Source organism: Caballeronia sp. GAFFF1, assembly GCF_023630705.1.
Taxonomy (GTDB): Bacteria; Pseudomonadota; Gammaproteobacteria; order Burkholderiales; family Burkholderiaceae; genus Caballeronia.
On the sequence record NZ_JALQEM010000018.1, the window covers coordinates 258,939 to 270,836 of the forward strand.

11 protein-coding genes are annotated in these 11,898 nt (G+C 63.7%); 2 read left to right on the forward strand and 9 right to left on the reverse strand.

The genetic code is table 11. The annotated features are described in order from the left end of the window. Nucleotides 1-21: 21 nt before the first annotated feature. The gene (locus NCR37_RS09605; protein WP_250472780.1) at nt 22-510 is read right to left on the reverse strand and encodes an Lrp/AsnC ligand binding domain-containing protein; all 489 of its coding nucleotides are present in this window, start codon (nt 508-510) and stop codon (nt 22-24) included. A gap of 142 nt (nt 511-652) precedes the next feature. Between NCR37_RS09605 and NCR37_RS09610 the strand changes: the two genes are divergently transcribed. Further along, on the forward strand, nt 653-1,945 hold the full coding sequence (locus NCR37_RS09610; protein WP_250472781.1) for a D-amino acid dehydrogenase: 1,293 nt from the start codon (nt 653-655) through the stop codon (nt 1,943-1,945). Nucleotides 1,946-1,999: 54 nt separating this feature from the next. On the opposite strand, the gene NCR37_RS09615 is transcribed toward NCR37_RS09610, so the two are convergent. The 7 genes from NCR37_RS09615 to NCR37_RS09645 form a co-directional block, all read right to left on the reverse strand. Further along, nucleotides 2,000-3,790 carry an acyl-CoA dehydrogenase gene (locus NCR37_RS09615; protein ID WP_250472782.1) on the reverse strand — a complete coding sequence of 597 codons (1,791 nt, stop codon included), beginning with the start codon at nt 3,788-3,790 and terminating at the stop codon, nt 2,000-2,002. 96 nt (nt 3,791-3,886) lie between these two features. Further along, the gene (locus tag NCR37_RS09620; RefSeq protein WP_250472783.1) at nt 3,887-4,822 is read right to left on the reverse strand and encodes an electron transfer flavoprotein subunit alpha/FixB family protein; all 936 of its coding nucleotides are present in this window, start codon (nt 4,820-4,822) and stop codon (nt 3,887-3,889) included. A gap of 1 nt (nt 4,823) precedes the next feature. Then, complete coding sequence (locus tag NCR37_RS09625; protein WP_250472784.1) at nt 4,824-5,573, reverse strand: electron transfer flavoprotein subunit beta/FixA family protein; 750 nt, start codon at nt 5,571-5,573, stop codon at nt 4,824-4,826. Between the two features lie 171 nt (nt 5,574-5,744). Further along, nucleotides 5,745-6,542 carry a MetQ/NlpA family ABC transporter substrate-binding protein gene (locus tag NCR37_RS09630; protein WP_250472785.1) on the reverse strand — a complete coding sequence of 266 codons (798 nt, stop codon included), beginning with the start codon at nt 6,540-6,542 and terminating at the stop codon, nt 5,745-5,747. 24 nt (nt 6,543-6,566) lie between these two features. Further along, nucleotides 6,567-7,220 (reverse strand): methionine ABC transporter permease, encoded by a 654-nt coding sequence (locus NCR37_RS09635; protein ID WP_175944601.1) that lies wholly within the window; start codon nt 7,218-7,220, stop codon nt 6,567-6,569. Continuing rightward, on the reverse strand, nt 7,210-8,244 hold the full coding sequence (locus tag NCR37_RS09640) for a methionine ABC transporter ATP-binding protein (protein ID WP_250472786.1): 1,035 nt from the start codon (nt 8,242-8,244) through the stop codon (nt 7,210-7,212). The genes NCR37_RS09635 and NCR37_RS09640 overlap by 11 nt, the downstream gene beginning before the upstream one ends. A gap of 178 nt (nt 8,245-8,422) precedes the next feature. Further along, nucleotides 8,423-9,346 carry a histone deacetylase family protein gene (locus tag NCR37_RS09645; RefSeq protein WP_250472787.1) on the reverse strand — a complete coding sequence of 308 codons (924 nt, stop codon included), beginning with the start codon at nt 9,344-9,346 and terminating at the stop codon, nt 8,423-8,425. A 294-nt stretch (nt 9,347-9,640) separates the two neighbouring features. Here NCR37_RS09645 and mltB point away from each other — a divergent pair, with 294 nt between their 5' ends. Further along, nucleotides 9,641-10,798, forward strand: a complete 1,158-nt coding sequence (mltB, locus tag NCR37_RS09650) for a lytic murein transglycosylase B (RefSeq protein WP_250472788.1) — start codon at nt 9,641-9,643, stop codon at nt 10,796-10,798. A gap of 54 nt (nt 10,799-10,852) precedes the next feature. Here mltB and cysM read toward each other — a convergent pair whose 3' ends face one another. Then, nucleotides 10,853-11,755, reverse strand: a complete 903-nt coding sequence (gene cysM / locus NCR37_RS09655) for a cysteine synthase CysM (RefSeq protein WP_250472789.1) — start codon at nt 11,753-11,755, stop codon at nt 10,853-10,855. Nucleotides 11,756-11,898: the final 143 nt, after the last annotated feature.

An 11,898-nucleotide genomic window follows, 5' to 3' on the forward strand; every position in this document is an offset into this window, starting at 1 on the left:
GCCGCTACCGCAAGCGATTTTTTAGACGTCGACCGGAATGGTCAGCGTCTCCTTGATCTCCTCCATTACCACATAGCTTTTCGACTGCACGGCGCCGGGCAGTTGCAGAAGAATGTCGCCGAGCAGCTTGCGGTAGTCGGCCATTTCGCCGATGCGCGCCTTGATCAGATAGTCGAAATCGCCCGAAACGAGATGACATTCGAGCACTTCGGGAATGCGCTGAACCTCGCGCCGAAACTGGTCGAACATGTTGCCGCTTTTGTGATCCAGCGTGATTTCGACGAACACGAGCAGCGCCGCGCCGAGTTGCGCTGGGTTCACGCGCGCGAAATAGCCGGTGATGACGCCGTCGCGCTCCATGCGCCGGACGCGCTCGATGCACGGCGTTACCGACAGCCCGACACGCTCCGCGAGATCCTTCATCGCGATGCGTCCGTCCTGCTGCAGGATGCTCAAGATCTTGTGGTCGAGTTTATCGAGCGTCCGAAGCGGATTTCGCTGCGTTCTCATCGTCTCCTTCCTGAAAATCCGCGAAATACATTAACTAAAACTGCCTTAGAGCCAATAGTATAGGCGATAACACTAGCCGGACAATCCGTCGCAGCCCTCGTGCGATTCGCGACTGTCCAGTCGGATCGGAAACGGAGATCACATGCGAATCGTTATTCTGGGAAGCGGCGTCGTCGGCGTGACGAGCGCGTATTACCTCGCGCGCGCCGGGCACGAAGTCACGGTCATCGACCGCGAAGCCGGCCCCGCGCTCGAAACCAGTTTCGCGAATGCGGGACAGATTTCGCCGGGCTACGCGTCGCCGTGGGCCGCGCCGGGCGTGCCGCTGAAGGCCGTCAAATGGATGTTCGAAAAGCACGCGCCGCTCGCCATCCGCCTCGACGGCACCATGAACCAGCTCCAGTGGATGTGGCAGATGCTGCGCAACTGCACGCAGGAGCGCTACACGGTGAACAAAGGCCGCATGGTGCGCCTCGCCGAATACAGCCGCGATTGCCTGCAGGCGTTGCGCGCGGACACCGGCATCCAATACGAAGGCCGCACCGGCGGCACCTTGCAGGTGTTCCGCACGCAACAACAGTTGGACGGCGCGGCGAAAGACATCGCGGTGCTGAAGGAAGCCAACGTGCCGTTCGAATTGTTGTCGTCGGCGGAGCTTGCGCAGGCTGAACCAGCGCTCTCCGCGGTGTCCCACAAGCTGACGGGCGGCCTGCGCTTGCCGAACGACGAAACCGGCGACTGCCAGATGTTCACCACGCGCTTGGCTGTGATGGCCGAGGCGCTCGGCGTCGAGTTTCGCTACAACACGCCGATCGACGCGCTACGCGTGAGCAACGGCCGCATCGCCGGCGTGCAATGCGGCAGCGAACTTATCACGGCGGATTCGTATGTCGTCGCGCTCGGCTCGTATTCGCCGAAGCTGCTCGGCGATCTCGTCAAGATTCCGGTGTATCCGCTGAAGGGCTATTCCATTACCGCGCCGATCGTCGATGCGAAGCGCGCGCCGGTTTCTACGGTGCTCGACGAAACGTACAAGATCGCGATCACGCGCTTCGACGACCGCATTCGCGTCGGTGGCATGGCGGAGATCGTCGGCTATGACAAAACGCTGAAGCAGGCGCGTCGCGAGACGCTCGAAATGTGCGTGAACGACCTGTTCCCCGGCGGCGGCGATACCGCGAGCGCGACTTTCTGGACCGGCCTGCGCCCGATGACGCCGGACGGCACGCCGATCGTCGGCCGCACGCCCGTGCCCAATCTGTTCCTCAACACCGGCCACGGCACGCTCGGCTGGACGATGTCGTGCGGTTCGGGCCAGTTGCTCGCCGATCTGATGTCCGGCAGGCAGCCGGCAATCCGCTCGGACGACTTGTCGGTGCATCGCTACTTCGGCGATGCAAGCGTCACCGGGCGACCGGCTTACGCCGACGCCTGACGTTCCCGACCGGCTGATTGAAAGACGGCGCCTGCAAAGGCGCCGTCGTCGTTTTCAGAACTGATCTTCGCTCAACGCGAGCACGCCTTCGTGCCCGTTGGCGCTCACGATTGCCGCCTCGAAGCCGGGCGCGTGCGACAGGATGTGTTCCGCGAAGAACTCGGCGGTCGCGATCTTCGCCGAGTAGAACGGCTCGTCCTCGGCGCTTTTCGCTTGCGCGACGAGCATCGCGCGGGCCATTTGCCAGCCGGAGAGCACGATGCCCGCGAGCTTCAGATACGGCACGCTGCCCGCGAACACCGCGTTCGGATCGCTCTTGAACCGCGCGACGACGAACTCGATGACGCGCGCAAGCGACAGGCTGCCCGCGCTCAAATGACGATGCATCGACTTGAACGCCTGGCCGTCGATTTCGGCGAGCGCCGCGATGGTCTGGTCGATATGGGCGAGCAGCGCCCGCGCGGTCGCGCCGCCATCGCGCACGGTCTTGCGCCCGATCAGATCGTTGGCCTGAATCGCGGTCGTGCCTTCGTAGATCGGCAGGATGCGGGCATCGCGATAATGCTGCGCGGCGCCGGTTTCCTCGATGAAACCCATGCCGCCATGCACCTGCACGCCGAGGCTCGCGACATCCACCGAGATCTCGGTGCTAAAGCCCTTGACGATCGGCACGAGGAATTCATAGACCGCCTGATGCCGCTTGCGCACCGATTCCTCGGGGTGCGCGTGCGCCAGGTCGCTATGCGCGGCGGCGACATACGCGAGCGTTCGTGCGCCTTCCGTATAGGCGCGCATGGTGGAGAGCATGCGGCGCACGTCCGGATGCTGAATGATCGGCACCGCGGCTTTCGCGCTGCCATCCACCGGGCGGCTTTGGACGCGTTCCTTCGCGTACGCGACGGCCTGTTGATACGCCCGCTCCGACACCGCAACGCCCTGCATGCCGACCGCGAAACGCGCGGCGTTCATCATGATGAACATGTATTCCAGCCCGCGATTCTCCTCGCCGATCAAATAGCCGACCGCGCCGCCGTGGTCGCCGTATTGCAGCACGGCGGTCGGGCTCGCCTTGATGCCGAGCTTGTGCTCGATGGACACGCACTGCACGTCGTTGCGCGCGCCGAGCGAGCCGTCGTCGTTGACGAGAAACTTCGGCACGATAAAGAGCGAGATGCCCTTCACGCCCTCCGGCGCATCCGGCGTGCGCGCGAGCACCAGATGCACAATGTTCTCCGTCATGTCGTGCTCGCCGTACGTGATGAAGATTTTCGTGCCGAAGAGCTTGTACGTGCCGTCGCCCTGCGGCTCGGCGCGCGTGCGCACCAGCGCGAGATCCGAGCCGGCTTGCGGCTCGGTCAGGTTCATCGTGCCGGTCCATTCGCCGGAGATGAACTTCGGCAGATAGCGCGCCTTCTGCTCTTCGCTGCCGGCAGTCAGCAACGCTTCGATTGCGCCGTCCGTCAGCAGCGGACAGAGCGCGAACGAGAGATTAGCCGAGTTGAGCATTTCGATGCAGGCGGTCGCGATGAGCTTCGGCAAGTTCTGTCCGCCGAACTCTGCCGGATGCACGATGCCTTGCCACCCGCCCTCCGCGAACTGGCGAAACGCGTCCTTGAAGCCGGGCGTCGTCGTCACCTGGCCGCTCGCCCACGTGCTGGGTTGGCGGTCGCCCGTGACGTTCAGCGGCGCAAGCACTTCGCCGCAGAAGCGCGCGGCTTCTTCGACGACAGCCTGCGCGGTGTCGAAGTTGCCGTCCTCATAGCCCGGCAGCGCCGCGATGCTGTCGATATCGGCCAGTTCCTTCATGACGAACAGCATGTCCTTCACGGGAGCGCGGTAGCTCATCGTTTGTCTCCTCTTCCGTTTCCGGATGCAAAAAGGGCGCAACGGTTGTCGCGCCCTTTGTTTTTCTATTGCAGGCGCCGCTCGCGACGCACGCGATCAGCCGAGTTCTTTCACCAGTTCCGGCACCATCGAGAACAGATCGCCGACGAGGCCGTAATCCGCCACGCTGAAGATCGGCGCTTCGGCGTCCTTGTTGATCGCGACGATCACCTTGCTGTCCTTCATGCCGGCCAGATGCTGAATTGCGCCGGAGATACCGACGGCCACGTACAACTGCGGCGCGACGATCTTGCCGGTCTGGCCCACTTGATAGTCGTTCGGCACGTAGCCCGCATCGACCGCCGCGCGCGATGCGCCCAGCGCCGCGCCCAGCTTGTCGGCGAGCGGTTCGAGCACTTGCGTGTAATTTTCGCCACTGCCGAGACCGCGCCCGCCCGAAACGATGATGTTTGCGCTCGTCAACTCGGGGCGATCGAGCTTCGTGACTTCGCGGTTCACGAACTGCGAGACGCCCGCATCCGCCGCTGCTTCGATCTTCTCGACCGATGCGCTGCCACCTTCAGCCGCCACCGGATCGAAGCCCGTCGCGCGCACGGTGATGATCTTGATCGCATCAGCCGATTGCACCGTCGCGATCGCGTTGCCCGCGTAGATCGGGCGCTCGAAGGTATCGGCGCTCACGACAGCGGTAATTTCGCTGATCTGCGCAACATCCAGGTGCGCGGCGATACGCGGCGCGATGTTCTTGCCGTAAGCCGTCGCCGGCGCGACGATATGCGAATAATCCTTCGCGATGTTCAGCACCGTGCCTTCGACGTTCTCGGCAAGCCCTTCCGCGAGTTGCGGCGCATCGGCCAGCAGCACCTTCGAAACGCCTGCAATCTTGGCCGCCTGCTCCGCCGCGCCCTGCGCGTTCGAACCCGCGACGAGAATGTGAACGTCGCCGCCCAGCTTGGCCGCTGCTGCGACCGTGTTCAACGTCGCCGCCTTGATCGACGCGTTGTCGTGTTCTGCGATTACGAGAGTCGTCACGTTAGATCACCTTCGCTTCGGTTTTCAGTTTCTCGACCAGCGTCTTGACGTCCGGCACCGTCACGCCGGCGCTACGCTTCGGCGGCTCGGTGACCTTCAGCGTCTTAAGACGCGGCGCGACATCGACGCCGAGATCGGCGGGCGTGACCGTCGTCAGCGGCTTTTTCTTCGCCTTCATGATGTTGGGCAGCGTCACATAGCGCGGCTCGTTCAGGCGCAGGTCCGTCGTGACGACAGCGGGGAGCTTGAGCGACAGCGTTTCCGCGCCCCCATCCACTTCGCGCGAGACAGTCGCGCGGCCATCGGCGATCACCACTTTCGATGCAAACGTCGCCTGCGGCAGGCCCGCCAAAGCGGCGAGCATCTGACCGGTCTGGTTCGAATCGTCGTCAATCGCCTGCTTGCCCAGAATCACGAGTTCCGGCTTTTCCTGATCGACCAGCGCCTTGAGCAGCTTGGCGACCGCGAGCGGCTGCAGGTCCTCGGCCGATTCCACCAGAATCGCCCGATCCGCGCCGATGGCCAACGCCGTGCGCAGCGTTTCCTGACATTGCGTCACGCCGCACGACACCGCGATCATTTCCGTTGCGACGCCCGCTTCCTTCAGACGCACCGCCTCTTCCACGGCGATTTCGTCGAACGGGTTCATCGACATCTTCACGTTGGCGAGTTCGACGCCCGTGTTGTCCGATTTCACGCGGACCTTCACGTTGTAGTCGACCACGCGCTTGACTGGCACCAGAATTTTCATCCACACGCTCCAAAGTTACGATTACGTCAACCCAGCCTCATTATACGAGCGGCGCGTTTGCGCTTCGGCCATCGACGAGCGAGCCGGGTCAGCGTGCAATACATTTGAGGCTACTTTAAAAGAACGGTCGTTCGGTTTCTATCCCAAAAAACCCGGAGGCGCTGCGAAACTTCACCACGCCGCGATAACCGCGCCGGCGTACTTGCCTTCGATGAACTGCTTCACTTCCGGCGAATGATAGGCGGCCACGAGCTTGCCGACCCACGGCTTGTCCTTGTCGGCGGCGCGGATGGCGATAATGTTCGCGTACGGGCCGTGCGGATCTTCGATGGCGATGGCGTCGGACTTCGGCTTCAGGCCCGCTTCCATCGCGAAATTCGTGTTGATGGCGGCGGCATCGACATCGGCGAGCGAGCGCGGAATCTGCGCGGCGTCCAGTTCGACGATCTTCAGCTTCTTCGGATTGTCGACGATATCGAGAGGCGTCGCCTTGAGGCCCGCATCCGCGCGCAGCTTCAGCAAGCCTTGCTTTTGCAGCAGCAGTAACGCGCGGCCACCGTTGGTGGGATCGTTCGGCACGGCGATGCGCGCGCCATTGCCGAGTTCGCTCAACGACTTCAGCTTCTTCGAATAGATGCCCATCGGAAACGTGACCGTATCGGCCACCTTGATGAGCTTGTAGCCGCGGTCTTTCACCTGCGCGTCCAGATACGGCTGATGCTGGTAGCTGTTGGCGTCGAGATCGCCCGCCGCAAGCGCCGCGTTCGGCTGGACATAGTCCGAGAACTCGACGACCGTGATCTTCAGCCCGTTTTTCGCGGCGACCTGCTTCACGACTTCCATGACTTGCGCGTGCGGGCCGCCCGTGACGCCGACCTTGATGGCGTTGTCGTCCGCGTGCGCGAGCGTACTAATGAGCGATGCCGCGCCGAGCGCCGCGGCGAACTTCAGGATGAATCGACGTTGCATGTGCTGACCTTCTTTTCGATGGAATTATTTGTGGCTCAGACGGCGCACGAGCCAGTCGCCGAACGACTGCACGAGCTGCACGAACACGATGAGAATGACGACGACCGCCAGCATCACTTCCGGCAGGAAGCGCTGATAACCGTAGCGGATGCCGAGATCGCCGAGGCCGCCGCCGCCGATCGCGCCCGCCATCGCCGAATAGCCGACCAGCGAGACGAACGTGATGGTCAGTCCCGCGACGACGCCCGGCAGCGACTCGGGCAGCAGCACCTTGAAGACGATCTGGCTCGTGGTCGCGCCCATGGCCTGCGCCGCTTCGATGAGACCGCGATCCACTTCGCGCAGCGCCGTTTCGACGAGCCGCGCGATGAACGGTGCCGCTGCGATGGTGAGCGGCACGACCGCCGCCGCCGTGCCGATGGACGACCCGACGATAAGCCGCGTGAACGGAATGACCGCGACGAGCAGGATGATGAACGGCGTCGAGCGCACCGCATTGACGATGCCGCCGAGCACGCGATTCACCGCCATGTTTCGCAGCACGCCGTCGCGGTCGGTTAGATAGAGCAGCACGCCGAGCGGCAGGCCCACCGCCGCGCCGACGAGTCCCGAGATGCCGACCATGATCAGCGTTTCCCAGAACGACTGCACGAACATGTCGAACATTTCACTCAACATGGGACAACTCCTCCACCACCACGCCTTGCGTGCGCAAATAAGCGATCGCCTCCGCGACCTTGACCGGCTGACCGCCCGCCAGCACGGCGAGCGATCCGAACGCCTGACCTTGAATCTCGTCGATCTGGCCGTGCAGGATGTTGAAGTCGAGCTCGTAGCGGCGAATCGTCTCGGAGAGAATCGGCTGGTCGACGCCCGAGCCCGTGAACGCGAGCCGCAGCAAATGGCCGCTGCCACTCTTGAGCCGCTCGGCGACGCGCGCCTTCAGCGCGGGCGGCAGCTCGTGCGCGATGACATCGCCAATGAGCGCGCGCGTGACTTCGTGATGCGGCTGCAAGAAGACATCGACGACCTTGCCTTCCTCGACCACGCGCCCGGCATCCAGCACGGCCACGCGGTCGCAGACCTGCTTGATGACTTCCATCTGATGCGTGATGAGCACGATGGTGAGCCCGAGCTCGCGATTGATCTTGCGCAGCAGGTCGAGAATCGCGCGCGTGGTTTCGGGATCGAGCGCGGACGTGGCTTCGTCGGAGAGCAGCACTTTCGGATTGCTCGCGAGCGCCCGCGCGATACCCACGCGCTGCTTCTGCCCGCCGCTGATCTGCGCCGGATACTTGTCCTTGTGCGTGGTAAGGCCGACGAGATCGAGCAGCGGCAGCACCGCCGCTTCGATTTCCGCGCGCTTCTTGCCCGCGAGTTCGAGCGGCAGCGCGACGTTCCCGTACACCGTGCGCGACGACAGCAGGTTGAAGTGCTGAAAGATCATGCCGATGTCGCGGCGCGCCGCGCGCAAGTCGTCCGGGCGCAGCGTCGTGAGATCGCGTCCATCGACAATCACGTTGCCTTCGCTCGGCCGCGTCAGCAGATTGAGCGTGCGCACCAGCGTGCTCTTGCCCGCCCCGCTGCGCCCGATGATGCCGAACACTTCGCCGGCCGGAATCGTCATATTGACGTTGTGCAGCGCTTCGACCCAGCCTCGGGGTCCCGCGAAACGCTGCGAGAGGTTACGTATTTCGATCATGCGCCGGTCTGGAAAATGCAAACGGCGGAAGGCTTCGCCAGGTGAAAGCACCCGCGCAGCCGGCCGCCGCTTGTTGAACTGCCGCTTTTTGAGAAGCGCGATTTTACAGGACGCTGATCTTTCCGCTTAATAACGATTTCGGATCGGCTAATTACGCTGGCCTATTTGGCCGCTTTCGCTAGATCTGCGCCAATGCCCGCACATGCGCGACGACGCTGCGCCCGAGCGCCGACAGGTTGTATCCGCCTTCGAGACAACTGACGATGCGCCCTTCCGCATGCCGCTCGGCGACCGCGCGAATCTGCTCGGTGATCCACGCGTAATCGTCTTCGACGAGTCCCATGTTGCCGAGGTCGTCCTCGCGGTGCGCGTCGAAGCCGGCGGAGATGAACAGCATCTGCGGCTTGAATTCCTCGAGGCGCGGCAGCCACATCATGTCGATCACTTCGCGCACCGCCATGCCCTTCGTGCGCGCGGGCAGCGGCACGTTCACCATGTTGGGCGCGTGGCTGTCCGCGCCGCTGAACGGATAGAACGGATGCTGGAAGAAGCTGCACATCAGCACGCGCGAGTCGCCGGTGAAGGCGGCTTCGGTGCCGTTGCCGTGATGCACGTCGAAGTCGATGACCGCGACGCGTTGCAGCCCGTGCACTTCCAGCGCATGACGCGCGGCGATCGCGACGTTGTTGAAGAGACAGAAGCCCATCGCGCGCGCGGGCTCCGCGTGATGGCCCGGCGGACGCACGCTGCAAAAGGCGTTGTCGTAACGGCCTTCGATAACGGCATCGGTCGCCGCGATGGCCGCGCCCGCCGCGCGCAACGCCGCGCGATACGACTGCGGACACATCGACGTGTCCGGGTCCAGTTCGCTGCGGCCCTGCTCCGGCGTGCGGCTCTTGATGTAGTCGATGTGCGCCTGCGTGTGCACGCGCGCGAGATCGGCTTCCTCGGCGAGCGGCGCGTCTTCGCGCTCGATCAGGGCGTCGATACGGCTCGCGATCAGTTGATCTTCGATTGCCTGAAGGCGCGCGGGGCATTCGGGATGCCATTGGCCGTTATCGTGCTGCAGGCAGTCGGGGTGGGTGTAGAAGCCGGTGGCCATGATGTCTCGCAGTGCCGCTGTCGTCGGCGCGTCTCGTCTTTTTTCGTCATACGCGATCCTGTGCCGCGCATTTGACGTTAAGTTACCACACCGTTCGATACGGCCGTCACGCCGGGTCTTGCCGAGCCGCATCGGCATTGCGCGCGCAGGGCGTCGGTTATACTGCCCCGACGCCCCGGCAGCCAGCGCCGACGGCACGTTGCAGGCCAATGCGCTCGGTCAAGAATCGTTGCACGAAGCTGCACGCGACGGCAGAACATCCGGCATCGCCCTCAATCGCTCACCAAGCACACTATGACTTTTCAGCTTGCCTCGCTCGATTCCTCTCTCAAGCCGCTGACGCGCGCGTTCATCGCTTCCTTGCTGTGCGCAATCGGCGTCGCGTCCGGCAACAGTGCCCTTGCGCAGTCGCAGCAGCCGCAGAGCGCGACGCCGCAAGGGCAAGTGTTCGAAGAAGAGATCGTGCCGCAGCGGTACGCGAACAACCCGAATGTCGACGCGTTCATCAACGACATGGTCGCGCGCTACGACTTCGATCCCGCCACGCTGCACGACCTCTTCAATCGCGTGAGCTATTCCGCGACGGCGGTGAAGCTGGTGCTGCCTTCGCCCACGCCTTCGCTCAAGAACTGGCGCGCGTACCAGTCGCGTTTCATCGAGCCGATCCGCATCAACGCGGGCGTGAAGTTCTGGCGCGCAAATCAGGCCACGTTGCAGCGCGCGTCCGCGCAGTTCGGCGTGCCGCCGGAAGTGATCGTCGGGATCATCGGTGTCGAGACCATCTACGGCAAGTACATGGGCAATTTCCGCGCGCTCGACGCGCTGACTACGCTCACGTTCGATTACCCGAACACGCCGAACCGCGCCGAACGTCAGGCAACGTTTCGCAAGAATCTCGAAGACCTGCTCGTCTGGACGCGCGATTCGCAAATCGATCCGACGACCGTGCTCGGCTCGTACACCGGCGCCATCGGCATCCCGCAGTTTCTGCCGAGCAGCATCGTGCAGTACGCGGTGGACTTCGACGGCAACGGGCGCATCGACTTGCGCACGAGCCCGGCGGATGCCATCGGCAGTGTCGCGAATTATCTGAAGCAGAACGGCTGGGAGCCGGGTCGTCCGGTCGTGTGGCGCATTGCGGGCGATGAAGGCAGCCAGGGCATCGCGCAAGCCGCGGCCGACGGGCAGCCCGAGCCGCACTGGTCGCTCGCGCAGTTAACGAAAGCCGGCATGCTGCTGACCGAACCGGGCCTGAACCTGGGCGCGGAGGCGGCCACGCCGCTGACCGTCGTCGACTTGCCGACGCCGGGCCGCGCAACCGAATACACGCTCGGTCTCAAGAACTTCTATGTGCTGACGCGCTACAACCGCAGCTTCTTCTACGCGCTCGCCGTGTATCAGCTGGGCGAGGCCGTCAAGGCACGCATGGCGGCGGGCGACGCGTCGCAGTAAGCTCGCTTCTGATCGGCGGTCCGCCGTGCGAAGCGGACCGCGATTAATGAGCGCTCAGGCGGGAAAGACGCCCGTCGACAGATAACGGTCGCCGCGGTCGCAGACGATGAACACAATAGTCGCGTTCTCCAGCTGACGCGCGACGCGCAGCGCCACTTCGCACGCGCCGCCCGACGAAATGCCGGCGAAGATGCCTTCCACCGAGGCGAGCCGTCGCGCCATCGCCTCGGATGCCGCCTGACTCACGTTCTCCACGCGGTCCACGCGGCTGCGATCGAAGATCTTCGGCATATAGGCTTCCGGCCATTTGCGGATACCCGGAATGCGCGAGCCTTCTTCCGGCTGCGCGCCGATGATCTCGATCTTCTCGTTCTTCTCCTTCAGATACTGCGACACGCCCATGATGGTGCCGGTCGTGCCCATCGACGAGACGAAATGCGTGATGCGTCCCTCGGTCTGCCGCCACAGTTCGGGACCGGTGGTTTCGTAGTGCGCGAGCGGATTGTCCGGATTCGCGAACTGATCCAGGATGATGCCGCGGCCGTCGCGCTGCATCTGATCGGCGAGATCGCGCGCGTACTCCATGCCGCCGGTGACCGGCGTGAGAATGATCTGCGCGCCGTACGCGCCCATGCTCTGACGCCGCTCGATGGACAGGTCCTCCGGCATGATGAGCACCATCTTGTAACCGCGCACGGCCGCTGCCATCGCGAGCGCAATGCCGGTATTGCCGCTCGTCGCCTCGATCAGCGTGTCGCCCGGCTTGATGCGGCCGCGCTCTTCAGCTTTCCTGATCATCGACAGCGCCGGGCGGTCTTTCACCGAGCCGGCCGGGTTATTGCCTTCCAGCTTGCCGAGCACGACGTTATTGCGGCTGCGGATTTCATCGTCCACGACGCGGACGAGTTGCACGAGCGGCGTATTGCCGATCGTGTCTTCGATAGTCATGTAAGCCATAGCGGACCGGATTCGAATTCCACGGAACGGCTGCGCATGCTTGTGCGCGCGTTCGCCGGAATATTGATATGGGAGTCCACTGATTGTAGCCCACCGCTTCCCGCCATGCGCCTCGCCCCTGCTGCGCGGATGGCTACGCGAGC